24 protein-coding genes are annotated in these 23,510 nt (G+C 59.7%); 11 read left to right on the top strand and 13 right to left on the bottom strand.

Features of this window, described 5'->3' with window-relative positions; translation table 11 throughout:
* Positions 1-30: 30 nt before the first annotated feature.
* Positions 31-786 carry a GntR family transcriptional regulator gene (locus CLV89_RS17090; RefSeq protein WP_106164887.1) on the bottom strand — a complete coding sequence of 252 codons (756 nt, stop codon included), beginning with the start codon at positions 784-786 and terminating at the stop codon, positions 31-33.
* Positions 773-1,660 carry a glucosamine kinase nucleotide-binding domain-containing protein gene (locus CLV89_RS17085; RefSeq protein ID WP_106164886.1) on the bottom strand — a complete coding sequence of 296 codons (888 nt, stop codon included), beginning with the start codon at positions 1,658-1,660 and terminating at the stop codon, positions 773-775. Before CLV89_RS17085 ends, CLV89_RS17090 begins: the two co-directional genes overlap by 14 nt.
* A 180-nt stretch (positions 1,661-1,840) precedes the next feature.
* Between CLV89_RS17085 and CLV89_RS17080 the strand changes: the two genes are divergently transcribed.
* The 10 genes from CLV89_RS17080 to CLV89_RS17035 all read left to right on the top strand — a co-directional run bounded on the left by CLV89_RS17080 (position 1,841) and on the right by CLV89_RS17035 (position 12,318).
* Positions 1,841-2,731 (top strand): N-acetylmuramic acid 6-phosphate etherase, encoded by an 891-nt coding sequence (locus tag CLV89_RS17080; protein ID WP_106164885.1) that lies wholly within the window; start codon positions 1,841-1,843, stop codon positions 2,729-2,731.
* A gap of 37 nt (positions 2,732-2,768) precedes the next feature.
* Positions 2,769-4,022 carry an ABC transporter substrate-binding protein gene (locus tag CLV89_RS17075; protein ID WP_106164884.1) on the top strand — a complete coding sequence of 418 codons (1,254 nt, stop codon included), beginning with the start codon at positions 2,769-2,771 and terminating at the stop codon, positions 4,020-4,022.
* 84 nt (positions 4,023-4,106) lie between these two features.
* Positions 4,107-5,021, top strand: a complete 915-nt coding sequence (locus CLV89_RS17070) for a carbohydrate ABC transporter permease (RefSeq protein ID WP_106164883.1) — start codon at positions 4,107-4,109, stop codon at positions 5,019-5,021.
* 12 nt (positions 5,022-5,033) lie between these two features.
* Complete coding sequence (locus CLV89_RS17065) at positions 5,034-5,873, top strand: carbohydrate ABC transporter permease (protein ID WP_106164882.1); 840 nt, start codon at positions 5,034-5,036, stop codon at positions 5,871-5,873.
* A gap of 136 nt (positions 5,874-6,009) precedes the next feature.
* Complete coding sequence (locus CLV89_RS17060; protein WP_106164881.1) at positions 6,010-7,044, top strand: Gfo/Idh/MocA family protein; 1,035 nt, start codon at positions 6,010-6,012, stop codon at positions 7,042-7,044.
* A complete protein-coding gene (locus CLV89_RS17055; RefSeq protein WP_106164880.1) occupies positions 7,041-8,036 on the top strand; it encodes an ABC transporter ATP-binding protein in 996 nt (331 codons plus the stop codon). Before CLV89_RS17060 ends, CLV89_RS17055 begins: the two co-directional genes overlap by 4 nt.
* A 137-nt stretch (positions 8,037-8,173) precedes the next feature.
* Entirely contained in the window at positions 8,174-8,755 is a 582-nt protein-coding gene (gene betI, locus CLV89_RS17050; protein WP_106164879.1) for a choline-binding transcriptional repressor BetI, read from the top strand.
* A 367-nt stretch (positions 8,756-9,122) separates the two neighbouring features.
* On the top strand, positions 9,123-10,208 hold the full coding sequence (locus CLV89_RS17045) for a TRAP transporter substrate-binding protein (RefSeq protein ID WP_106164972.1): 1,086 nt from the start codon (positions 9,123-9,125) through the stop codon (positions 10,206-10,208).
* Positions 10,209-10,273: 65 nt separating this feature from the next.
* On the top strand, positions 10,274-10,771 hold the full coding sequence (locus CLV89_RS17040; RefSeq protein WP_106164878.1) for a TRAP transporter small permease subunit: 498 nt from the start codon (positions 10,274-10,276) through the stop codon (positions 10,769-10,771).
* Positions 10,768-12,318, top strand: a complete 1,551-nt coding sequence (locus CLV89_RS17035; protein ID WP_106164877.1) for a TRAP transporter large permease — start codon at positions 10,768-10,770, stop codon at positions 12,316-12,318. Before CLV89_RS17040 ends, CLV89_RS17035 begins: the two co-directional genes overlap by 4 nt.
* A 118-nt stretch (positions 12,319-12,436) precedes the next feature.
* On the opposite strand, the gene argE is transcribed toward CLV89_RS17035, so the two are convergent.
* From argE to CLV89_RS17015, 4 genes are all read right to left on the bottom strand, one after another.
* Entirely contained in the window at positions 12,437-13,648 is a 1,212-nt protein-coding gene (argE, locus tag CLV89_RS17030; RefSeq protein ID WP_106164876.1) for an acetylornithine deacetylase, read from the bottom strand.
* Complete coding sequence (locus CLV89_RS17025; protein ID WP_106164875.1) at positions 13,645-15,135, bottom strand: tripartite tricarboxylate transporter permease; 1,491 nt, start codon at positions 15,133-15,135, stop codon at positions 13,645-13,647. The genes argE and CLV89_RS17025 overlap by 4 nt, the downstream gene beginning before the upstream one ends.
* A 12-nt stretch (positions 15,136-15,147) precedes the next feature.
* Positions 15,148-15,642, bottom strand: a complete 495-nt coding sequence (locus CLV89_RS17020; protein WP_106164874.1) for a tripartite tricarboxylate transporter TctB family protein — start codon at positions 15,640-15,642, stop codon at positions 15,148-15,150.
* 98 nt (positions 15,643-15,740) lie between these two features.
* A complete protein-coding gene (locus tag CLV89_RS17015; RefSeq protein WP_106164873.1) occupies positions 15,741-16,712 on the bottom strand; it encodes a Bug family tripartite tricarboxylate transporter substrate binding protein in 972 nt (323 codons plus the stop codon).
* A gap of 138 nt (positions 16,713-16,850) precedes the next feature.
* Here CLV89_RS17015 and CLV89_RS17010 point away from each other — a divergent pair, with 138 nt between their 5' ends.
* Positions 16,851-17,744 carry a LysR family transcriptional regulator gene (locus tag CLV89_RS17010; RefSeq protein ID WP_243395048.1) on the top strand — a complete coding sequence of 298 codons (894 nt, stop codon included), beginning with the start codon at positions 16,851-16,853 and terminating at the stop codon, positions 17,742-17,744.
* Between the two features lie 79 nt (positions 17,745-17,823).
* Here the strand turns inward: CLV89_RS17010 and CLV89_RS17005 are convergent, their stop codons facing one another.
* The 7 genes from CLV89_RS17005 to CLV89_RS16975 form a co-directional block, all read right to left on the bottom strand.
* On the bottom strand, positions 17,824-19,551 hold the full coding sequence (locus tag CLV89_RS17005; RefSeq protein WP_106164871.1) for a SulP family inorganic anion transporter: 1,728 nt from the start codon (positions 19,549-19,551) through the stop codon (positions 17,824-17,826).
* 310 nt (positions 19,552-19,861) lie between these two features.
* The gene (locus CLV89_RS17000; protein WP_106164870.1) at positions 19,862-20,743 is read right to left on the bottom strand and encodes an MBL fold metallo-hydrolase; all 882 of its coding nucleotides are present in this window, start codon (positions 20,741-20,743) and stop codon (positions 19,862-19,864) included.
* 89 nt (positions 20,744-20,832) lie between these two features.
* Entirely contained in the window at positions 20,833-21,264 is a 432-nt protein-coding gene (locus CLV89_RS16995; protein WP_106164869.1) for a DUF6691 family protein, read from the bottom strand.
* 3 nt (positions 21,265-21,267) lie between these two features.
* Positions 21,268-21,699 carry a YeeE/YedE family protein gene (locus CLV89_RS16990; RefSeq protein ID WP_106164868.1) on the bottom strand — a complete coding sequence of 144 codons (432 nt, stop codon included), beginning with the start codon at positions 21,697-21,699 and terminating at the stop codon, positions 21,268-21,270.
* The gene (locus tag CLV89_RS16985) at positions 21,699-21,914 is read right to left on the bottom strand and encodes a YgaP family membrane protein (protein ID WP_106164867.1); all 216 of its coding nucleotides are present in this window, start codon (positions 21,912-21,914) and stop codon (positions 21,699-21,701) included. The genes CLV89_RS16990 and CLV89_RS16985 overlap by 1 nt, the downstream gene beginning before the upstream one ends.
* Positions 21,915-22,010: 96 nt before the next feature.
* Positions 22,011-22,676 carry a Crp/Fnr family transcriptional regulator gene (locus tag CLV89_RS16980; protein WP_106164866.1) on the bottom strand — a complete coding sequence of 222 codons (666 nt, stop codon included), beginning with the start codon at positions 22,674-22,676 and terminating at the stop codon, positions 22,011-22,013.
* Positions 22,677-23,256: 580 nt separating this feature from the next.
* A partial coding sequence (locus CLV89_RS16975) for an integrase core domain-containing protein (protein ID WP_133166708.1) occupies positions 23,257-23,510 on the bottom strand: 254 nt, incomplete at its 5' end.

Below are 23,510 nucleotides of genomic sequence, written 5' to 3'. Positions count from 1 at the left end.
AAGGGGCAGCTGGTCCATTTGGCACTCAGCTCAGCCGGAAAGCTGCAGTTCCGCAACGAAGTCGTAGGCGTCGCCACGGTAGAGGGATCGGGTCAATTCCGCGACACGCCCGTCTTCGAGAAACGACAGACGCTGGATGCGCAGCCCCGCAGTGCCTTCGGCAACATTGAGCAACTCCGCCTCGGTTGATTCGAGGTTGATGGCAGAGATCTTCTGGATCGCGCGCACCGGACGATGCCCGATCTGATCCAACGTCGCATAGAGCGAGGTCGTGACCTCCAGCGGGTTCGGCAGAATACTGAGGGGCAGTGCCGCACGCTCCAACGCCATCGGCTGACCGCCGGCCTCGCGCAGACGATAGATGCGCGCCACGGATTCATCATCGCCGAGGCTCAACACCGAGATCTCCTCCTCGGTCGGCAAGAACACTCCGCGCTCCAGCCATTTAGACGTGGTCTCAAGCCCGCGCTGCTGCATGTCCTCGGTAAAGGAGGTCAAATGCGAAAGCGATTGCTCAACGCGCGCCGTGCTTTCCCGCACGAAAGAACCGGAGCCCTGTCGCTGCTCGATCGCGCCTTGCTGCACCAATTCGTGCATCGCCTTTCGCACAGTGACCCGAGACAGATCTGTGATGTCGGCAATCTCACGCTCTGGCGGCAGCGAGCTGTTGGGCGGCAACACGCCAGAATGGATGGCTTCCTCAAGACGGCGGCGCAACTGCACATAGCGCGGACCAGCCCCCTGATCGAACCAGCTATCCGGCTTCAGAAATTCAGTGATCGTCATCCCGCACCTCCTGTGCGAACTCATGCGCCAGAATGATCGCCCCATCGAGTGGCGTGCCCTTCGGGCTGATGCAGGCCTCCTGCATGGCCGGGGGCAGATAGGGCAGGAACTGCGGTGCAATCCCGCCTGTCAGACAAAGCGGAAGCCCGGCGACCCAGCCCATCTTGTGCAGCGTACTGGAAAGCTCACGGCCCGCTGCATTCAGGATGTCCACCGCAAGCGGATCCCCCGTGGCGGCGAATTCGGTCACATCCGGCGCGACCCGGCCAAAGTCAGCGGGTGTCGCAGAGGCCGCAAAGGCCACGATTTCAGCCGAGCCCCCGAAGCGGTTCAGCAAATGCGCCCCAAGACCGGAGGCCTCGCGCAGCAGATCAACTTCTTCCAACGTACAGGACAGCGCGCGCCGACCGACCCATTGGGCCGACGCCGGATCTCCGAGGATCGCCCCCCAACCTCCTGCGAATCGGCTTTGTCCCTCAAGCTGCGCCGCAAAAAACGACCCGGTGCCACAATGCGCGATCAGGCCGTCGCTACCGCCCAGCGCCCCATTGAGGGCAGTGGGGCGGTCATCCGTCACCCGTGCGCGATGAAACGGCAAAGCCGCCGCGAACCGATCTGCGATCACCGGCCCGGTAACCCCCGCAATCCCGATGTAAATTGGGCAGGTCACCAACCCCTCAACAGCATGGCCGGTCACCTCAGAGAGCCGCGCCAGACCATCAGTCACTTGCTGCACCGCCCCATCCAAGTCGGTCGAGATATTCGCCGACCCGGTCTCAACAGCGGTCACGCCCGCAACACCGGAAAGCGCCAAACGACATCGCGTGCCGCCGCCATCCAGAGCCAATACAGAGGTTTTCAATGCATCCGTCATGAAGATACCATTACGATACCAACCGGGATTTTGAAAGACAAAAACAGGACCAACCCCGTGAGAAATTCCGCAAATATCGGCAAAATCGGTAATTTCGCCGAGGAAACGCCAGCCACATCACACAATGGTAGACAAAAGGTATCAAATGGGTATTGTTGATTCAAACTTGGAGGGAATCACGTGTCGACCGCTGCCACGGAACAACTGCACGACAAAGCCGGGGGGCTGGACGCTCGCCCACTGAGCGAGGTCGCCGAAATATTGGCGCAAACTCAGCACGACGCCGCGCGCCCTCCGCGCCACGCGACGGCTGCGCTCTGCGGCGGCGCCCTTGCCATGGCCGAGACCATCCGAACCGGCGGTACCTTGCATTATGCTGCTGCAGGCTCTTCCGGCCTTATGGCTGCTGCAGACGCACTCGAACTGGGCGGAACCTTCTCGATCCCCGCATCACAGCTGCGCATTCACATGGCCGGCGGCATGCCGACCGGAGTGGAGATGCCTGGCGGCACCGAGGATGAAACAGCCGAGCTGGAGCGCGCCCTGGATGGGCTTAGCTCAAACGATGTCTACATCGGAGTCTCGGCAAGCGGCACCACGCCTTACACGGTTGCAGGAGCGAAACTGGCCAGACGTTGCGGCGCAACGGTGATCGGGATCGCGAACAACCCCGATACAGACCTGCTGAAACTCGCGGATCACGCTGTGCTTTTGCCGACCCCTGCTGAAGTGGTGTCCGGATCGACCCGAATGGGGGCCGGGACCGCACAGAAGATCGCGCTCAACACGCTCTCGACGCTGATGGCCATTGAACTGGGTCATGTTCACGATGGCATGATGGTCAACCTGCGGGCCGACAACATCAAACTGCGGGCCCGTGCCCGACAGATCGTCATGCAGATCTCAGATGTTACCGAAGATATCGCCACCGCCGCCATTGAGGCCGCCGGAGGCAACGTCAAATGCGCCATCCTGATCGCGGCGGGCGCAACTGACCTCGCGGACGCCACTGCGCGTCTGGAGACCACAAGTGGCAAGCTGCGCCCCGCGCTGCTGTCGCTCAACACATAAGAAAAACAATAAAATCATTCCAATAGGAGGAAGACTCATGAAAAGTAAGTTTATGTTGGCCGCATTGGCGGGCACCGCCCTCGTCGCCACATCCGCACTGGCCGAAGACGTCACTCTGACCGTCGAGAGCTGGCGGAATGATGACCTGACCCTGTGGCAGGACAAGATCATCCCCGCGTTTGAGGCCGCACACCCGGGCATCAAGATCAACTTCACGCCCAGCGCGCCGACAGAGTACAACGCCGTTCTGAACTCCAAACTGGATGCAGGCTCCGCTGGCGATCTGATCACCTGCCGCCCGTTTGATGCCTCGCTGGCGCTCTATGAGGCCGACCATCTCGCAGCGCTGGATGACATGGACGCCATGGACAACTTCTCCGACGTGGCGAAATCCGCATGGCAGACCGACGATGGCTCCGCGAGCTTCTGCGTGCCGATGGCCTCCGTGATCCACGGCTTCATCTACAACAAAGAAGCCTTTGAAGAGCTTGGTCTTGAGGTTCCGACCACCGAGGAAGAATTCTTTGCCGCTCTTGAGACGATCAAAGAAGACGGGACCTATATTCCGATGGCGATGGGCACCAACGACCAGTGGGAAGCCGCCACCATGGGCTACAACAACATCGGCCCGAACTACTGGAACGGTGAAGAAGGCCGCAAGGCGCTGATCGAGGGCGAGCAGAAACTGACCGACGAGCAGTGGGTTGCCCCCTTCGAAACGCTGGCCAAATGGGCGGATTACCTGGGCGACGGGTTCGAGGCACAGACCTACCCCGACAGCCAGAACCTGTTCACCCTCGGTCGCGCCGCGATCTATCCGGCAGGCAGCTGGGAAATCTCGGGCTTCAACGCGCAGGCTGATTTCGAAATGGGCGCCTTCAAGGCTCCGGTCAAAGCCGCTGGCGACAGCTGCTACATCTCGGATCACACCGACATCGGCATCGGCATGAACGCCTCCACCGAGCACCCCGAAGCCGCCAAAACCTTCCTGACATGGGTCGCGTCACCGGAATTTGCCGATATCTTCGGCAACGCTCTGCCCGGCTTCTTCCCGCTTTCGAACGCACCAGTCGATCTGGAAGATCCGCTGGCCAAGGAATTCGTCAGCTGGCGCGATGACTGCGACAGCACCATTCGCTCGACCTACCAGATCCTGTCGCGCGGCACCCCGAACCTCGAAAACGAGACTTGGGGCGCATCTGCGGCCGCGATCAAAGGCACCAAGACGCCTGAAGCACTGGGCGAAGAGCTGCAGTCCGGTCTCGAGAGCTGGTACGCACCGCAACAGTAAGCCTTAGAAACAACAGTGAAACCGCTGTTGCAACACCCCCGGACGCGCCGTCCCGCGCGTCCGGGAACTGGACCGGAGTTTCCCATGCAAAAGCCCCGCATCCGCTGGCATATCGCCGTCTTTCTGGCCCCTGCCGTGCTGATCTACACCTCGGTAATGATCTTCCCCCTGTTCAATACGCTGCGCCTCGCCCTGTTCCAAAAGGTCGATCAGGAGCGCGTGTATGTCGGGCTGGAGAATTTCCGCACCCTGTTCTTTGATCCGACCTGGTCAGAGCAATTCTGGAACGCATTGGCGAACAACTTCTGGTTCTTCCTGATCCACATGCTGGTACAGAATCCGATCGGGATCGCGCTCGCTGCCCTGCTGAGCCACCCGCGCCTACGCTTTGCCGCGCTCTACCGCTCGGCGATCTTCATTCCGACGATCCTCAGCTTTGTGATCGTGGGCTTTGCCTGGAAACTGATCCTGTCGCCGATCTGGGGCATCGCGCCGTCGATGATGGATGCAGTGGGGCTGAAGTCGCTGTTTGCGCCGTGGCTGGGCAAGGAAGAATATGCGCTGACAACATTGGCAATGGTCTCCGTCTGGCAGTTCGTCGGCATCCCGATGATGCTGATCTACGCCGCGCTTCTGTCGATCCCGGAGGAAATGCTGGAGGCTGGCGAGATTGACGGCGTCACCGGCATCGCTGCCTTCTGGAAGATCAAACTGCCGCTGATCCTGCCCTCGATCGGGATCATCTCGATCCTGACTTTTGTAGCCAACTTCAACGCCTTCGACCTGATCTACGCCGCGCAAGGTGCGCTGGCTGGGCCGGATTTCTCAACCGATATCCTCGGCACCTTCATGTATCGGACGTTCTTTGGTTTCCAGCTGCAATTGGGCGACCCGCATATGGGGTCCGCCATCGCCGGCGCCATGTTCGCGATCATCCTCGTGGGCGTCTGTCTGTATCTTTTCGGCATCCAGAGCCGGATGCGCCGCTACCAGCTCTAACGGGAGACGACGATGAACTCTGCACGTTCCAACCCGATCAGCACAGTGGCCATGCATGGCGTGCTGATCCTCTATACGCTGATTGCGTTGTTTCCGGTCTTCGTAATCCTGATCAACAGCTTCAAAACCCGCAAAAAGATCTTTCGCGAGCCACTGGCGCTGCCGGATGCGGAAAGCTTCTCGCTGGTGGGCTATCAGACGGTGCTGAAGCAGGGGGATTTTTTCCTCTACTTTCAGAACTCCTTCATCGTCACCGTCGGCTCGCTGACGCTGATCCTGCTGTTTGGCGCAATGGCGGCCTTCGCGCTCAGTGAGTATCGCTTTCGTGGCAATATGATCATGGGGCTCTATCTGGCGCTCGGGATCATGATCCCGATCCGCATCGGCACCGTGGCTATCCTGGACATGATGGTGTCCACCGGCCTTGTGAACACGCTCTGGGCGCTGATCCTTGTTTATACTGCGCAAGGTCTCCCGCTGGCGGTCTTCATTCTGTCGGAGTTCATGCGGCAGGTCAGCGATGACCTGAAGAGCGCCGGTCGCATCGACGGGCTCAGCGAATACACGATCTTCTTCAAGCTGGTGCTGCCGCTGGTGCGCCCTGCGATGGCCACCGTGGCGGTGTTCAACATGATCCCGATCTGGAACGATCTCTGGTTCCCCCTGATCCTCGCGCCCGCTGAGGAAACCAAGACCCTGACTCTGGGCAGCCAGGTCTTCATCGGCCAGTTCGTGACTGACTGGAACGCGGTTCTGTCGGCGCTGTCGATGGCAATCCTGCCGGTGCTGGTGCTCTATGTGATCTTCTCGCGCCAGCTCATTCGCGGCATCACGTCGGGGGCAGTGAAATGATTGGATTTGTTCACAAAAACACAGGGCAATCTCCGGCCTTAGGTGGGGGCATAGCCCCCGCCCAAGGGGGCGATCGGGGGCTACCCGATCCGCAAGCGGACCTGGCGGTTCTTCTACATAGCTCGGGAGCCGTATCATGACCCGCGTTCTAATCGCTGGCCTTGGCAACATGGGGCTCTCCCATGCCCTCGCCCATCACAAGCAGGACGGCGCCGAGATTGTCGGCCTTGTCAATCGCTCAGGTCAGGTGGATCACCCCGACCTTCAAGGTTACCCGGTCTTCACCGACTTCCACGTGGCACTTGAGGAAACCAAGCCGGATCTCGTGGTCGTCGCCACCTACTCCGACAGCCACGCCGACTATGCCGTGGCCGCGATGGAGGCAGGCGCGCATGTGTTTGTCGAAAAACCTCTCGCCACGACGGTGGAGGACGCCCGCCGTGTGGTCACCACCGCCGAGACGACGGGGCGCAAACTGGTCGTGGGCTATATCCTGCGCCACCACCCCTCCTGGGTGCGCCTGATCCAGGAGGCCCGCGCGCTTGGTGGCCCATACGTGTTCCGCATGAACCTCAACCAGCAAAGCAGCGGCGCGGAGTGGGAAACCCACAAAGCGCTGATGCAGACCACATCACCCATCGTGGATTGCGGCGTGCACTACGTGGATGTCTGGTGCCAGATCACTGATGCCAAGCCCGTTCAGGTGAACGCCATGGGCCTGCGCCTGTCGGAGGAAATCGCCCCGGACATGTATAACTACGGCCAGTTTCAGGTCACCTTCGACGACGGCTCTGTCGGCTGGTACGAGGCAGGCTGGGGCCCGATGATGTCGGAAACCGCTTTCTTCGTCAAAGACGTGATTTCCCCCAAGGGCTCAGTCTCCATCACGGGTGCAGACAAATCCAAATCCGCCGATGTGGACGGCCACACCAAGGTTGGTGGCCTATTGGTTCACCGACCCGAGGGCGACCAACTGATCGATCTGCCGGATGAACCGGGCCATCAGGAGCTCTGTGACGCAGAACAGGCCCATATCCTGCGCGCCATCCGTGAAGACCTAGACCTTTCCCGCCATGCGCGGGACGCCGTTCAGTCGTTGGCGATCTGCCTCGCGGCTGATGAAAGCGTCCGCAGTGGGACCCCTGTCAAACTGAAAGAGGTAACGCCATGACCGCGCTGACCCTGACCAATGTAAACAAATCCTTTGGCAACGTGCATGTCCTCAAGGACATCAATATCGAAGTCGAAGAAGGCGAATTCGTCGTTTTTGTCGGACCCTCAGGCTGTGGCAAGTCCACGCTCCTGCGCACCATCGCCGGGCTGGAGGACGTCACCTCCGGCGAGGTCTGCATCGCGGGCGATGTGGTCAACCAGACGCCACCGTCGAAACGCGGCATCGCGATGGTGTTCCAGTCCTACGCCCTCTATCCGCATCTCAATGTGCGCAACAACATGGCGTTGGCCCTAAAACAGGCCAAGGAAAGCAAGGAAACCATCGAAGAGCGCGTCGCAGAGGCCAGCCGCATGCTGAGCCTCGGGGATTACCTTAACCGTTTCCCCTCCGAACTCTCCGGCGGTCAGCGCCAGCGGGTGGCCATCGGTCGCGCCATTGTTCGTCACCCGAAACTGTTCCTGTTTGACGAACCTCTTTCCAACCTTGACGCCGCCCTGCGCATGAACACGCGTCTGGAGATCGCCAACCTGCACGACCAGCTTGGTGCCACCATGGTCTATGTGACCCACGACCAGACCGAAGCGATGACCCTGGCTGACAAGATCGTGGTGCTGCGCGACGGGCGGGTTGAGCAGATCGGTTCACCGATGGAGCTTTACAATAACCCGACAAACCAGTTCGTCGCAGGGTTTCTCGGCTCTCCGGCAATGAACTTCCTGCCCGCGAACCTGCTGGAGGATGGCAGCCCCAACACGCTTGGTGTGCGTCCCGAAGATCTGGCTCTGGACGACGCCGGCCCGCTGGAGGTCACGACCAAACATGTCGAGCAGCTTGGGGGTGATACCAATGTGATCGCGGATTGCCACGGCCACCAGATCACCGTGCGCCTGTTCGGCCAGCATGCCATCAATGCAGGACAGCACCTGCGTCTTGGGATCGCCGACGGGAAATCCTACTTCTTCGACGCACAGGGCAACCGCCTGTCCTGAGTTCAGCGCCCCGCGCCTCCAGCCGCGCGGGGCAGCCCCTCCTGATCGCCCCAGTGCGCAAGGCGAGGCACCCGAAACATATTGACCTCTGCCCCTCCGCTTGCCATTGCCTGCACAACGCATGACAGGAGAGTGCTATGCCCAAAGTGGGGATGGAGCCCAAGCGCCGCGCCGCGCTGGTGTCTGCCGTGATCGACGAGATCGGCGAAACAAGATCTCTTGACGTGACCGTGGCGCAGATCGCGCGCCGGGCAGGCATGAGCAGCGGACTCGCGCATCACTATTTTGGCAGCAAGGAGCAGATGCTTATTGCCGCTATGCGTCACATCCTGTCCGAATTCTCGACCAAGGTCCGGGCCGAACTGCGCGACGCCAGCACGCCGCGCGACCGGCTTGAGGGGGTCATTCGTGCCAATTTTGCCCCGCATGTCTTTGATCCCCGCAAAACCTCTGCCTGGCTGAGCTTTTATGCGCTGGCGCAATCAAAGCCTGACGCCGCGCACCTGATGCAGGTCTACCAGCGCCGGTTGCGCAGCAACTTGTTGTTCGACCTGCGCAAACTGAGTCCACAAGCAGACGACATCGCCGATACTCTCGCCGCCCTGATCGACGGCGTTTATCTGCGGGCGGCCCTGCGCGAAGGCGCGCGCAGCGATGCCGCCCACCTGCAGGTATCAACCGCTCTCGATACGTTCTTGAAGCAGAGCAATACCCGCTGAGGCAGAAATGTTGATGCGGACACCGTATTGACAGTCGGTTTCATGGCGCGCGCCGCGTGCAGTCGCTATGGCGCACTCCTGACCAATGGTGCGCGACAGCCCATGCGAATGCGCGTGCTCGACCCTCGCTACAGCTCTCCAAGTCTGCTTCAAAACCTTTGCAACAGATCCAAGCGCGCGCCGCGCTGGTCGCAATCAACGATGAATGTTTGGTCATGCAGGTCCCGTCTGGCCAGATCCGCACAAACCGTGATTGACATGCATATGTACACACATATTAATGTAAAGCGCCTACAAAACATAATTGAGGCCACGCCATCGAGGTCATGGCCGACACAACTGCACCGACAGACGGAGGATGAACGACATGCAACGACGTAAGTTTCTGAAAGCGGGTGCCCTCGGCACCGCGGCTACGGCGCTGGCAAGCCCGGCACTCGCACAGGGCAAGATGCAATGGAAATTGGTCACCGCCTGGCCGAAGAACCTGCCCGGCCCCGGTGTTGCCGCGCAGATGCTGGCAGACCGGATCACAACTCTCTCCGGTGGCCGCCTTGAGGTGAAGCTGTTCGCCGCAGGTGAACTGGTCCCAGGTCGCGGTGTGTTTGATGCCGTCTCCGAAGGCACCGCCGAGCTGTATCATGCGGTACCGGCCTATTGGGGATCCAAATCCAAGGGCATCCTGCTGTTTGGCTCGCAGCCCTTCGGCCTGCGTGCAGACGAGCAATTCGGCTGGCTCTATCATGGCGGCGGTCAGGCCCTGTACGATGAGATGTATGGTCGTTTCGGGATCAAACCCTTCCTGTGTGGCAACTCCGGTCCGCAGTGGGGCGGCTGGTTCAAGAACGAGATCAACTCTGCCGAAGACCTGAAGGGTCTCAAGTTCCGCACCACCGGTCTTGCCTCCGAAGTGGCCTCCAAACTGGGCATGGCCGCCGAAGCCACCAGTGGCCCGGCGATGTTTCAGGGGCTGCAGACGGGTGCTCTGGACGCGGGCGAATTCATTGGTCCTTGGACCGATAGCGCGCTGGGATACTACCAGGTGGCCAAGAACTACTACTGGCCCGGCGTGGGCGAGCCGTCCTCTGCCGAGGAATGCGGCGTCAACGCCGACGCATATGCCGCCCTGCCCGAAGATCTGCAGCAGGTGGTCGCGCTGGCGTGCGAGAGCCTCTACAATCCGGTCTGGACCGAATACACCACCAAACACGCCATGGCGCTGAAGAAGATGGTGGATGAAGAAGGCGTGCAGGTAAAAATGTTCCCCGAGGACGTGATCACAGCCATGGGCACCGCCGCCGCCGAGGTCATCACCGAGCTGCGCGAAGACGACGACGAGCTGGTGCGCCGGATCACCGAGAGCTTTGTCTCCTATCGCGATCTCGTGGGCGGCTACATGAGCTATGCAGACAACGGTCAGATGAACGCACGCGCCGCCGTGATGGGCTATTGATCGTTTGAAATGACAGCCGGCGCCCTGAGATACGGGCGCCGGTATTCTATTGGGGGAGAGGCAGGATGCTAGGGATTGCGGATACGCTGGACGGTATCAACCGCGCGATAGCGGCGGTGATACGGTGGTTGGCGTTGGTGATGGTGCTTGTCCAGTTTGGCATCGTCGTCGGGCGGTATGTTTTTGGCGTAAACTCCATCGCCGCGCAGGAAAGCGTGCTCTATATGCACGCAACCCTGTTCATGCTTGCAGCTGGCTACACGCTTCTGGTGGACAAACACGTCCGCGTCGATGTGTTCTACGCCGCCGCCACCGAACGCGTCAAAAGGCGGATCGACATCTTCGGTCATCTCTTCCTGCTGCTGCCGTCAATGGCGGCGCTGCTTTTCTGGTCCTGGCCGTCTGTTCGGAATTCCTGGGCCATTCTCGAAGGCCCGATCGCGGTCGGCGGAATTGAGGCCGTGTTCCTTCTGAAATCCCTGATCCCGGCGTTCTGCATCCTTGTGATGCTGCAATCCATCGCCCTTTTGATCCGCCTGTTTGCCGAGGAACAGCCCCAATGACCGCCTATCTCGACCTGATCATGTTCGCCGCCTTGATGGCGACAATCCTGCTGGGTTTCCCGGTCGCCTTCTCCATCGCAGGGGTGGCGGTGCTCTTTGCCTATCTGGGCTGGATGCTGGACGTGATGGACATCTCCCTGATGGGCGCGCTCAGTCAACGCGCCTTTGGGGTTCTCAGCAACGAAGTCCTGATTGCCATTCCACTGTTCGTCCTGATGGGCGCCATACTTGAAAAAAGCCGCATCGCCGAGGAACTCCTCGACACTATGGGGCGTCTCTTTGGCCGACTGAACGGAGGTCTGGGGATCTCGGTGGTTCTGGTCGGCGCGCTGCTGGCAGCCTCGACCGGGATCGTCGGAGCAACTGTGGTGGCGATGGGCATGATCGCCCTGCCGACCATGTTGCGCTCGGGGTATGATCCACGTGTTGCGGCCGGTATCGTCTGTACGGCGGGCACCTTGGGGCAGATCATTCCGCCATCGACGCTTCTGATCATTCTGGCGGACGTGATGTCAAACGCCTACCAGCAAGCCCAATACGAACAGGGCAAGTTCTCGGTCGAGGCGTTGTCCGTCGGCCAGTTCTTTGCTGCCGCACTGGTGCCAGGGCTTGTTCTGGTGGTTCTGTATCTCGTGTATATCGTGGTACGCGGCCTGCTGCGACCGCAGGACATGCCCGCCGCGCTGTCCGGCATGACACGCCCGACTCGCCAGGAAGTGATCGGCGCAGTTGTGCCGCCGGTGCTGCTGATCGTCGCTGTGCTGGGTGCCATTCTCGGCGGCATCGCAACCCCGACAGAGGCTGCGTCTGTGGGGGCAATCGGTGCGCTTCTTATGGCGGGACTGCGGGCCGGAGCCCCTGCTCGCGTCATTGCCATCGGCGCCTTCGCACTGATCCTGCTCGGCATTCTGTCAGGTCTGCACCCCGTCCGTTTGCAACGCAATGACCTGGATGGCTTCGATCTTGCCGCTGGCGCGTTCTATGCGCTCCTCACCGTAGGCGGGGCCGCGGCGGTACTTTTTGCCCTGCGCAGCGGCCTGCGCAAACGCATCCTGCACGAGGCCGTCACCTCGACCACGACGATGACCGCGATGATCTTTGCCACGATGCTTGCAGCGGGCGTGTTCTCGCTGGTGTTCATCGGGCTGGGGGGCGAGGAACGCGTGGCACATATTCTGGAGAACATGCCTGGCGGACCAACTGGCGCACTGATCTTCAGCATGCTGTTCATCTTTGTGCTGGGGTTCTTCCTGGACTTTGTCGAAATCTCGGTGATCGTCCTGCCGCTGGTCACGCCCTCGCTTATCGTCATGGGCCATGATCCGATCTGGCTCGGGATATTGATTGCGATCAACCTGCAGACCAGCTTTCTGACGCCGCCATTCGGCTTCTCGCTGTTCTATCTGCGCGGTGCCGCTCCGGCAGAGGTCACCACGCGGCACATTTATCAGGGTGTCATACCGTTCATCTTCTTGCAGGCGGTGGGGGTCATCTTGGTCTGGATGCTGCCCGGTCTCGCCACCTGGCTGCCGTCGGCCATTTTCTAAACGACGCTGACCTGTCGCAGGGTGCGGGCGCGCCCATGCGACAGGTAAGCCAAACTGATCCAGCACGGCCAAAACATTGACCCGGAACCGCCCCTTGGAGCGGTTCCGGCTTTAGTGATCAGGCGCTGGCTGCAGCGGGCTGCTCTGCCAGATATCCGATGATGTCCCGCAGAAAATCGACACATAGGCCCAGCTGATCCAGCTCGACATACTCATTGGGCCTATGTGCCTGTGCAATGGATCCCGGCCCGACGATCACTGACGGAATACCCCCAATCTGCTCAAACACACCGCCTTCGGACCCGTAGGAAACCTTGCCGCCCCACTCTGGCAGCAGATGCGCGTAGCGGGTGAAGCCGGCCGTGTTTCGGGCCTCCCCCATCGCGGGATAGGCGAAGATCCGTTCGAAGGTGATGCCGGTGCCTGCAACTTTCTCGGCCATCGGAGCGCTGACGTCGGCCTCGATCTCCGCCAGCAGCTCGGCCATATCCGCGTCAGGATCCATCTCGGAAATCGACCGAAGCTCGAAGGTGAAACCGCAGCTCTCAGGGGTGACATTTGTCGCCACGCCGCCTTTGATCATGGTCGCCAGCATCGTCGCATGCGGCACTGTGAAATCTGCGTCAAACGGCCCCTCGACCTCGTAGCGCTGCCCCCGCTCCGAAATCTTTGCAATCGCCTGCGCGGCGTATTCGATGGCGTTCACATGCTCTGGCGCAAAGGACGAATGCCCCGAGGTGCCCGTCACCTGCGCCCGCATGGCGATCTTGCCCTTCTGCCCCGTCACCAGCTTCATCATTGAGGGTTCGCCGATAATGGCGAACTCCGGTGGCACTGGCAGCGCCGCCAGATGCTGTGCGATCGCAGGCGCACCGAGGCAGCCCACTTCCTCATCGTAGGAAAAACACAAGTAGACGGGGCGGCTCAGTTTTGCCGCCGCCAGATCGGGCGCAACCGCCATCGCACAGGCGGCAAAGCCCTTCATGTCGCAGGCCCCACGGCCATAAAGCTTGCCGTCACGCACTTCGGCCACGAAGGGGTTGCTGATCCACTCTGGCTCATCCGCGGGCACCACATCCGTGTGGCCAGACCACACAACACCTGCAACAGCCTCGGGCCCGAAGGCCGCAATGAGGTTCGCCTTGGCGCCGGTCTCATCTGGAAGAATGGTGATGCGGGCACCCAGCTCACCGAGATACGCGGCCATATGATCAATCAAGGGCCGGTTGCCGTTGCGGGATACCGTGTCAAAGGCGATCAGGTCGGAGAGATGTTGGGCCGCGCGGTCCTTCAGGCCCTCGGCGAAGGTGCGCTCGCTCTGGTGTGTCATTGTGGAACTTGTCTTTCTGTCTTTGATTTCCGGATCTCACGGCGCAGCGTGAAGCTGAGTGCGAACACGATCAGCACGGCAAAGATCCAGGTGATGGGGGAGGACAGCAGCACCGCCGGGTCCCCGCGTGAGATTGCCAATGCGCGGCGCAGGTTCTCTTCCAGCATCGGGCCGAGAATGAAGGCGATCAGGAAGGGCGCGGCCGGAATGTTCAACAGGAACATTCCAAATCCAACCAGCCCCATGACCAGCAGCACAGCCACATCGAAGGTACTCGACGCGATCGAGTAGATGCCGAAGATACACAGCAGCAGCACCAGCGGTGTCAGCAGCGTCTGCGGGATATACGAGACCTTGGCGAACATGCGCATGGTCGCCTTGCCTGCAAAGAACAGCAACACCGACGACACCAGCATTCCGATCAGCAGCATGTAAACTTCGTGGATATTGGTCTGGAACAACAGCGGCCCAGGCGTCAGGCCCTGGATCATGAAGGCTCCCAGCATGACCCCGGTGATCACATCGCCCGGAACACCAAGCGCCAGCAGCGGGATCATCGTGGCACCACAGGCACCGTTATTGGCAGATTCCGACGCCGCGATCCCCTCAAGCTCTCCTTTGCCGAAGTTGGCGCCATTCTTTGAACTGCGCTGCGCCTCGCCGTAGGAAAAGAATGCCGCAGACGACGGGCCGATGCCGGGAATAGCGCCCAGGAATGAGCCGATCACCGACCCCTTGAGGATACTGCGCAACGAGCCCATGAATTCTTCGCGCGTCACATGCTGCGCACCCAGTGTTGCCGCCTCCTCTTTTTTGGCCGCCCGCATCACGACGAGCTTTATCAGCTCCGGCAGCGCAAAGAGACCGATCAGAACCGGCGCGATCGACAGGCCTGCCTGCATGTCCGGAGTGAAGGCAAAACGGAACGACCCGTACATGTCCTCTCCGACCGTCGCCAACAACAGGCCCAGCGCCGCCGAAACCAGCCCGAGCAGAAGTGAATTGCCGGAAACGCCCGCAACCGTTGTCAGGGCAAACAGCATCAGCATGAAGAACTCAGGCGGGCCGATGCGCAGGGCGAGGACCGCCAGCGGTGCCGCAAAGAAGATCAATGATAGGTTCGAAATGAAATCGCCTGTCACCGAGGAATAAAGCGCCATATTCAGCGCTTTGCCTGCCTTGCCCTGTTGTGCCAGCGGATACCCGTCCAGCGCGGTACAGGCGGCAGAGGCCGTGCCCGGTGTCTTGATCAGGATCGCGGAGACCGAGCCGCCATAGGTCGAGCCCTTGTAGAGAGCGACGAGCAGCAGGATCGAGGGCACCGGATCCATGTAGAAGGTGAAGGGCAACGCCAATGTCACCGCCATGGTGCCGGTCATGCCGGGGATCGCGCCGACAATCACGCCGCCCCAGATGCCGGCAATCATGATCAGAAGGTTCTGGACGGTGGCGACCGCATAGAGCGCCAAGAGGATATCGTTGAGCATGAGGATCTCCGATCAGAAGCCGAAGGGCTTCGTCAGTACGCCCTTGGGGAACTGCGTGCCGAGCGAATAGTTGAAGAACAGAAGCAGCAGGACCGGTGCAACAAAGGACAGCAGCACGATCCACAACCGATGTTGTCGCTCCCCCGTCAGCAGAACCACGGTCAGGGTCAACAGCATGGTTGCGAGGAGAAAGCCGAGGTGCGGAAGCAGCCCCAGAAAGAGACCGAAGACCACGACCAGCTCGAGAAACCGAAGGACCATCTGCAATTGACTGCTGCCATCGGTCTCGATCCGCTCCTCGGCTGTGGTTGGCCGAGTGAAGGCAAGGAACAGCGCCAGCAGGCCAAGTCCGATTCCGATCGTTGATACGGTACGCGGCCACATGTCCGGCGGTGGCGCAAAGCCCGGAATGAACGCGGGACGGGGGACGAATACGGGAACCAGAACGAAGGCGGTAAGCGCGAAGAAAGCTGCAATTATCAGCCCCCGCAGAACGGGCTTAGTCATAGCGATGCTCCTGGAGAAGAAGTCCTCTTGCGAGGAAAGCGGCGCGACCCCATCGGGACCGCGCCTGCGTGTCGTCGAGCGGCCCAGAGGGCGTGCCCTTAGTTCGGCAGGTAGCCGAAATCCTGCGCGAGCCCGTTGAACAGCTCGTATTGCGTCTTGGCATAATCGGTCATGTCGACATCACCGACTGTCGAGATGGAGCCACGACGTTTGGCCAGCTCGAGCCATTGTTCGTTCGTGGCCACATCACCGAGAACCGCGTCCCATTTTGCAATGACGTCTTCCGGCAGATCCTTGGGACCATAAAGCGCGCTCCAGCCCGTGATCTGGCCCGCCTTCTCGTAGCCCAGCTCCTGTGCGGTTGCGACGTCGGGCAGCTTGTCCATGCGCTTGGGCGCAAAAACCATAAGCGCCTTCAGGTCGCCGCTTTCGATATGCGGCATCAGTGAACCCGCCGCCATCGCGACGAAATCAACGTGACCGCCCAGCAGTGCCGTCGCCAGTGCGCCGCCCCCTTTGTAGGGCACCAGTGTCGCCGCCGTCAGCGGGTCGAGATCATTGTCGGCCAGCAGCGCCTGCGTGGTAAAGCCATCGATCGCTGTTGCGCCCGACGCCGCATAGGTCATGCCGCCCTGGCTTTCCTTGATTGCTGCGACCAGCCCCTCAACATCCTCGTAGGGAGCATCCGCACGCACGGCGAGGATCATGGGTGTTGCTTCCAGCATGCCGAGGAACGTGTAGGCGTCCCAAGCCACGGCAGACTGCGGTGTCACAGCAGGCGAGAGCGCCATGCCGACACGCGCCAGCAACAGCGTGTAGCCATCTGCATCGGCCTGTGCGACAGACCGCGCGCCATTCATGCCGCCTGCGCCGGGCCGGTTCATAACTGTCACGGGTTGACCGAGCGCGGACGGTGCCGTCTCTGCCAATGCGCGACCGGCGAGGTCTGAGGCACCACCGGGACCGTAAGGCACCACCAGCGTCACGGCCTGTTCGGGGTAGGTCTGGGCCGCTGCGGGGCCAGTTGCTGCGATCACGGCTAGGGCGATCGAACCGATTAGTTTCTTCATTGTAACCTCACGTCTGGTCCGGGAAGCCCGGAACTGTTGGATCATCGGCACCATCCACAGTATGCGTGTATTGACAATGGGCAGTCATAAATTGCACAAAATGCATACTGAGGAGTTGCCATGTACAAGACACGCGAGTTGGAGGCCTTCGACGCCTATATGCGCCTTGGCGGCGTGAAGCTTGCGGCTGAGCATATGGACACAAGCCAGCCGATGATCAGCCGGCTGCTTTCAGGCCTTGAAGACAAAACGGGTTTTGCGCTTTTCTTGCGTAAACGGAACCGGTTGACCCCTACTCCGGAGGCGTTCCGTTTCCACCAATCCGTGATGCGCCATCTGGCGGGATTGCGCGACCTGGAACAAGAAGCGGTTGCCATCGCCAACGGACAAGTTGGTCACCTGGTGATCGCCGCTCAACCGGTCTTCTGCGATACATTCCTGCTTGATGCGTTGCGGAGATTCCGTGCAACGCATCCACATGCAACAGTGCAGATCGTTGATGTCGGCATGGCGGAACTGTTGCGGATGATCTCTGAACAGCGCTGTGATCTTGCCTTTGGCATCACCCTGAATGCCGACGCCTTTGGCGGCGACGCAAGACCGCTGGGCCGGTGCACCGCGCGCTGCATCATGCCGAAGGGCCACCCTTTGGGACAGGAAGACGAAATTCCCCTGCCGCGCCTGCGCAAGGAATGGTTTATCGATCTTTCCCCCGACAGCCCGTTGCGGCAACGCGTAGACAACATGATGGACACCATCGACGTCCGCCGCACGATTGCTGCCGAACTGCGCACACTGCACGGCGTCGTGCGGCTCGTTGAGCGTGGCGTCGGAGTCGCCATTGTCGATCCTGTCGCCATAAGGTTGATTGATCCCGACAAGGTTACTGCCCATCGGCTCATTCCCGAAATCACTTGGGACATTGCGCAATTCGTACCGCGCGACCGCCCCCTAAGTGCGGTCGGTGAAGCCTTCGCCCACGCGATTTCCGAGGAACTTGAAAACCTCAAGCGCCAAGGGCTGGTGGTCTGACTTTCGCTGGGCCAATGCTCAGCAGGTCTGCAATTCGTCGCTTCGGTCAGAACCAGAAGTCAGGCGACTCAAGAACCAGCTACCTTGCGGTAGGTTTCGCGCTCATCAAATGAGTCCATGCATCAAATTGTGAGAGAAACACGTCACCGTTCAACTCATCAATAAAATGGGTTCTTTGCAGGCGGTCCATCACCGGCCCCTTAACCTCTGACAAGTGTAGACCGACCCCCATGTCGATCAGCCGCAAGTTGATGGCTTCGAGGCTCTCCAGCGCGGAAAAGTCCACTTCATTGACTGCGGAAAACATCAGGACAACATCCCTAATGTCGCATCCGGTTGTGACGCGAGACTGCACGAGTGTTTCCAAAAAGCGCGCGTTCACGAAGTAGAGGCTTTCATCCACCCGCAAGCTCAATACATGGGGGCTGGTTTCAACGGCATGCCGTTTCACGTTGCGGAAATGTTGGGTGCCGGGGACAAGCCCGACCTCGGCCACATGAGGTCGTGACGTCTTGTAGAGATGCAGCAGGATCGAAATCGCCACGCCGCTGGCGACGCCCACTTCCACACCCATGCCAAGAGTCAGCAAAATGGTGGAGACAACGGCCGTGAAGTCAGCCCGCGCATAGCCCCATGTCTTTTTCAGGATCGAAAAGTCCACGAGCGACAGCACCGCGACGATGATTGTCGCCGCAAGGGTCGCTTGCGGCAGATAGAAGACCAACGGTGTCAACGCGAAGGATGCGATTGCAAGACCGATGGCGGTGTAGATACCCGCGGCTGGGGTCTCGGCCCCTGCATCAAAATTCACGATGGAACGTGAAAAACCTCCCGTGACCGGAAAGCCCCCCGTGAAGGCCGCACCCAGATTAGCCGCGCCCAGCCCGATCAGCTCCTGATCCGGATCGACCCGCTGACGCTTCTTGGCGGCCAGTGTTTGTGCAACGGAAATACTCTCGACGAAACCGATTACAGAAATCAGGATTGCAGGCACCAATAGCGCGCTTATCAGATCCGGGGACAGGCCGGGCAACGTCAGGGGAGGCAGGCTTTGCGGCACGCTACCCACAACGCTCACCCCTGCCTGATCCAGCCCGAATGCCCAGACCGCAAGAGTTGTCGCCACCACTGCTGCAACCGGGCCCGACTTGGCCACGAGGTCCGTCAGCAACGGTCCGGCCCCCAGCCCTTTCAGCAAAGGTTTCAAATTGCCCCGGACCCAGAACAAGAACCCCGTCGCGCTTGTCCCGATAACGACTGTGATCCAGTTGATTTGATCGAGATGAGCCAAGAGTGATCCAAGCATTTCCGGCAATGTATGCCCATGGGCGCTGACACCAAGGATGTGTTTCAGCTGGCTGGTCGCGATCAGGATACCCGAGGCGGTGATAAAGCCCGCGATCACCGGATGGCTCAGAAAATTTGCCAGAAACCCCAAGCGGAAGACACCCAAGAGTAAAAGAAACACCCCCGACACCCCCGCGAGTGTAAGCGCCGCAATGGCGTAGCCCGCTGTCCCTGCCTCTGCCACTTGCCCAATTGCAGACGCCGTCAGCAAGGACACCACCGCGACGGGCCCCACGGCCAATGCGCGTGAGGTCCCAAAGATGGCATAGAGCATGATCGGCGCAATTGATGCGTAGATCCCTGCCTCGGGCGGGAGGCCAGCCAGCAGCGCATAGGCCAAAGATTGTGGGATCAGCATGATCGTGACGATCACTGCGGCGACCATGTCGTTGGACAACGCACTGCGGTCATAGTGCCGCCCCCAGGAGAGGATCGGCAGATAGTGTGAAAAGGAGATCATCAGAGAGTCAATTCAATAAGGGGCATAACCTACACCAAATGCGCAGTTTGCCGATCCATCCATTCTTGCGGTAAAAGGCTGAGACGAAACCGCCGCGACCCAGATGCCAGCCGCATCGCCCATCAGATTTTCCAAGGGAAACTGGGAACAGTTCTGTCGGTGAGTGTCTTGTTATCAGTCGGAATACGTCGGGCGGCATCCGGCACGTCATCGCCAACCGCGCTGATAGCGTTCATGCCTGCGCGCCTGAAAGGCGCACTGGCGGTCCTTCCTGCTGAGGCAGTGCTGACGTCCATGACCTGTCTTGCACTTACAGACCATTCACCGGCACTTTGAGCATCGGGTTCCCGTCCTTGTCCGTCGGCACCTCCCCCGCGCGCATGTTCACCTGCAGGGACGGAATGATCAGTTTGGGCATCGCCAGCTGCGCGTCACGTTCGGTGCGGAACTTCACGAAGTCGTCCTTCGTCTTGTCGCCGCCGACATGGATATTGTGAGCCTTTTCTTCGGCCACCGTGGTTTCCCACTGAATATCGCGTCCGTTGGGACCGTAGTCATGGCACATGAACAGGCGCATATCATCCGGCAGAGCAAGCACTTTCATAATGCTCTCATAGAGTTCTTCAGCGGAACCGCCGGGGAAATCACAACGGGCCGAGCCTCCGTCGGGCATGAACAAAGTATCTCCCACGAATGTGGCGTTGCCCATGACATGCACCATACAGGCGGGTGTGTGACCCGGCGTGTACATGGCGAAGGCCTGCATGTGGCCGATCATGTAGGTGTCGCCATCCTTAAACAGGGCATCAAATTGGCTACCATCACGCTGGAATGCAGTGTCTTCATTGAACACTTTTCCAAACACATCCTGCACGACAGTAATTTTTTCGCCAACTCCGATCTTCCCTCCCAGTTTGTCCTGGATGTAGGGCGCCGCGCTCAAATGGTCTGCGTGTACATGCGTCTCGATAATCCATTCGAGCTTGAGGCCTCGGGCTTCAATTTGACGGATCAATTCATCCGCGTGATCAAAGGTGATCCGGCCCGCAGCATAATCGATATCCATGACACTATCGACAATCGCGCAGGAATTGGATGCCGGATCTTTGACGATATAGCTGATTGTATTTGTTGCTGCATCGAAGAAGGCCTGAACGTCAGGTTTGACTTCCATGTTCACAGGATAGGTCATATTGGGTCTCCTTGCTTGCAAACGCGGTCATTGATTGCGCCCTAAGTGCATCATCGCACTGTCGACCGCTCGGATATAGATACGACATCTCATTGCGGGACACGAGCAGGCCACAGGTTGTCCAAAACACGCCTGAGGACAAGCCCCACGATCACTGCAACGACAAACAACACCACTTCCCAACGCCCCGTTCCCAGTGCAGGCAGCGCCGCACCCGGACAAAAGCCAGCGATCCCCCATCCGATGCCGAACAAAGCAGAACCGCCGAGAAGCTTACGATCAATCCGAGTACTGCCCGGTATCTGAAATTGGTCGTCGAACACTGGCTTTGAGCGCCGCCAAACCAGACGATAGCCCAATGCGGTCACAATCAAAGCGCCCCCCATCACGAAGGCAAGACTTGCGTCCCATTGCCCGGCGACATCAAAGAAATTCAGAACTTTGGCCGGATTCATCATGCCCGAAAGTGCGATTCCGATGCCGAAGACAAGGCCCGTCAGGCCAGCAAATATCACTTTCACGGGTCAACCTCCAAACACGTGGCGAATGATGAAAACGGTGATGGCCGCCGTAGCCATAAAGGTCGGGACCGCAACAAGCGACCTAATGGACAGCCGCGAAAGCCCACAGACGCCATGGCCAGACGTACATCCCGACCCGAGACTTGCCCCAAGTCCGACAATGACGCCGCCGATGGCGATCATGGCCGGGCTGACGGGCACATTGACCTGAGGCATGCTGCCGCTCACAAGGAAGATCACTCCGGGAGCCGCGATCATGCCGACGACCAGAGCGCCCCGCCACGCAGCCTCGCTGCGGTTTTGCGGTAGAACCAGACCGGACATGATCCCGGTTGCCCCAAGGATCCGCCCCAACCCAAGCATCAGGAGTACCGCGCCAAGACCAATCACGAGGCCACCGCCAAATGAAGTGAAAGGTGTGAATGCCGTCTCCATTAGCACACCCGGCAGGTTCTAAGACCGAAGATGCTATAAAGCGGACACATGCGTAGCGCTGCGACAATCAGCATGACACCGCCAACACCGGCGGTCGCTATTTTCGACAGGCCAGCGTCGAAGGCGGGCAAACCGCTAAAGAAGGCGAGATATAGGAGCGCGACGCCAAGTATGGCGCGTAGAATGCGGTCAAAGGTGCCGACGTTGGTGGACATGATCGTCTCCTCAGGTGAAAAACTGATAAACACATATGACTTTATCAGCGCCCCTTCAGTGACATTGTCACGCAAGTCGACGGCCCCGAAACCGCATCATGCACTTTGCGCGATCGTGGCGAGACCCATCTTATCTGATAAGCTTATCACGCCGCGCGATTGCGCGATCAGGTCACGTTTTTGAAAATCATTCAACACGCGTGAAATCACTTCACGCGCGGTTCCAAGCTCGCTCGCCAAATCCTGATGAGTCGCACGAACCTCTTTCCGGCCCTGGCCAAGTGTCAAAAGCCGCTCTGCCAGACGCACGTCGATCCGGCCAAAGGCCACGTCATCCACCACGCGCAACAGGTCGATCAAACGGCGCGAATAGGCCGCGAACACAAAGTTGCGAAACGCGTCTTCTTCCGCCGCAAGGCGATCAAAGGCAGTCTTGGGCAACAGGATGGCGGTTACATCAGTTTCAGCAACGCCTTCGGCATTATACGCCTCTTCAGCCAGCATACAGGCGGTCGTCAGAACGCAGCTCTCGCCTGCATCCACACGGTACAATACGATCTCCCGCCCGTTCTCCGAACTCTGTGATACGCGGATACGACCTTCGTACAGAAAGAACAAACCGTCGGGCACGCTCATGGGCCCAAAGACTTGATCGCCGCGTGAGAACTTGAGAATGCGTGCTGTTGCATTCAATCGCCTTCGCACATCAACAGGTAGAGCGGCCGTCCCCTCGAAGCGTTCTGTCCAATCAAAATCTGTCATTCGACACTGCCCATCTTAGGGAATTATGTGACAGATGGCAGCCTGAGCTAAGAGCGGATCTGGCTCATCTGGTTGGTGTGATTATGCGGCGGTTTTTCGGTGAAGCAAGCTCTGGCTTTCTATGGTCTTCCGTTGGACCGTTTCTGGTTTCTTCGGGATGATCTGCTTGCGCCCAAAGGGACGATCTTGCGGAGGCATGTCTTGCAGTGACCTACCTCCTGCCGCTCAGTCAGTCATAACGAAGGTCTGCAGGTTGGGTTTGGGAATTCGGGTTCTCGTCCGGCGCAAGCGGGCCGGGCGCGACGCCCTCAAGTTCCTCAAGCATCCGGCGCGCTTGCTGCAATGTCTGGTTGGCCATCGGGGTCTTTGTGCGACGTGCTCACTTGCGAGCGCCTCGCCTTTTCACGGACAGCCCTTCCTCGTGGTAGATCCGGTAGAGCTTCTTGTGGTCCATGCTCATGCCCTTGCTCAATGAAGTGCTCCCCTGAAATGTCCGCGTTTTGAAGTTAGCCTGTTCTCCAAACGAGGAGACAGACGATGCGGAAATGATGTGCCCCCATCGAGTGGTCCAATTTGAATGTTAATGCATCGTCGGCCTTTGGTCTATCAGGACGATGCTTTTGGGCGCTGGGGGCCGGTATCCTAAGGCGCTGTGGGGCCTAACCGTGTTGTAGTGGCGACGCCAGCGTTCGATGAGGATCTGTGCTTCACGCAGCGTGGTGAAGACCTCGCCGTTTAGTAACTCATCCCGGAAGCGGGCGTTGAAGCTCTCGCAGTAGCCGTTCTCCCAAGGTGATCCCGGGGCAATGAATGCGGTCTTCGCGCCCACGGCAC

The organism is Tritonibacter scottomollicae (genome assembly GCF_003003215.1).
Classification (GTDB): Bacteria; Pseudomonadota; Alphaproteobacteria; order Rhodobacterales; family Rhodobacteraceae; genus Epibacterium; species Epibacterium scottomollicae.
This window is presented reverse-complemented; position numbering and strand designations above follow the sequence as displayed.

What these genes read in the sequence shown, in the direction of transcription:
- CLV89_RS17025 (WP_106164875.1), bottom strand. Translation starts at nt 15,135, where the DNA reads ATGCTCAACGATATCCTCTTGGCGCTCTATGCGGTCGCCACCGTCCAG.
- CLV89_RS16980 (WP_106164866.1), bottom strand. Translation starts at nt 22,676, where the DNA reads ATGACAGATTTTGATTGGACAGAACGCTTCGAGGGGACGGCCGCTCTA.
- CLV89_RS17020 (WP_106164874.1), bottom strand. Translation starts at nt 15,642, where the DNA reads ATGACTAAGCCCGTTCTGCGGGGGCTGATAATTGCAGCTTTCTTCGCG.
- CLV89_RS16990 (WP_106164868.1), bottom strand. Translation starts at nt 21,699, where the DNA reads ATGGAGACGGCATTCACACCTTTCACTTCATTTGGCGGTGGCCTCGTG.
- CLV89_RS17005 (WP_106164871.1), bottom strand. Translation starts at nt 19,551, where the DNA reads ATGATCTCCTTTTCACACTATCTGCCGATCCTCTCCTGGGGGCGGCAC.
- betI (WP_106164879.1), top strand. Translation starts at nt 8,174, where the DNA reads ATGCCCAAAGTGGGGATGGAGCCCAAGCGCCGCGCCGCGCTGGTGTCT.
- CLV89_RS17065 (WP_106164882.1), top strand. Translation starts at nt 5,034, where the DNA reads ATGAACTCTGCACGTTCCAACCCGATCAGCACAGTGGCCATGCATGGC.
- CLV89_RS17040 (WP_106164878.1), top strand. Translation starts at nt 10,274, where the DNA reads ATGCTAGGGATTGCGGATACGCTGGACGGTATCAACCGCGCGATAGCG.
- CLV89_RS17035 (WP_106164877.1), top strand. Translation starts at nt 10,768, where the DNA reads ATGACCGCCTATCTCGACCTGATCATGTTCGCCGCCTTGATGGCGACA.
- CLV89_RS17000 (WP_106164870.1), bottom strand. Translation starts at nt 20,743, where the DNA reads ATGACCTATCCTGTGAACATGGAAGTCAAACCTGACGTTCAGGCCTTC.
- CLV89_RS17015 (WP_106164873.1), bottom strand. Translation starts at nt 16,712, where the DNA reads ATGAAGAAACTAATCGGTTCGATCGCCCTAGCCGTGATCGCAGCAACT.
- argE (WP_106164876.1), bottom strand. Translation starts at nt 13,648, where the DNA reads ATGACACACCAGAGCGAGCGCACCTTCGCCGAGGGCCTGAAGGACCGC.
- CLV89_RS16985 (WP_106164867.1), bottom strand. Translation starts at nt 21,914, where the DNA reads ATGTCCACCAACGTCGGCACCTTTGACCGCATTCTACGCGCCATACTT.
- CLV89_RS17055 (WP_106164880.1), top strand. Translation starts at nt 7,041, where the DNA reads ATGACCGCGCTGACCCTGACCAATGTAAACAAATCCTTTGGCAACGTG.
- CLV89_RS17085 (WP_106164886.1), bottom strand. Translation starts at nt 1,660, where the DNA reads ATGACGGATGCATTGAAAACCTCTGTATTGGCTCTGGATGGCGGCGGC.
- CLV89_RS17070 (WP_106164883.1), top strand. Translation starts at nt 4,107, where the DNA reads ATGCAAAAGCCCCGCATCCGCTGGCATATCGCCGTCTTTCTGGCCCCT.
- CLV89_RS17060 (WP_106164881.1), top strand. Translation starts at nt 6,010, where the DNA reads ATGACCCGCGTTCTAATCGCTGGCCTTGGCAACATGGGGCTCTCCCAT.
- CLV89_RS17075 (WP_106164884.1), top strand. Translation starts at nt 2,769, where the DNA reads ATGAAAAGTAAGTTTATGTTGGCCGCATTGGCGGGCACCGCCCTCGTC.
- CLV89_RS17090 (WP_106164887.1), bottom strand. Translation starts at nt 786, where the DNA reads ATGACGATCACTGAATTTCTGAAGCCGGATAGCTGGTTCGATCAGGGG.
- CLV89_RS17045 (WP_106164972.1), top strand. Translation starts at nt 9,123, where the DNA reads ATGCAACGACGTAAGTTTCTGAAAGCGGGTGCCCTCGGCACCGCGGCT.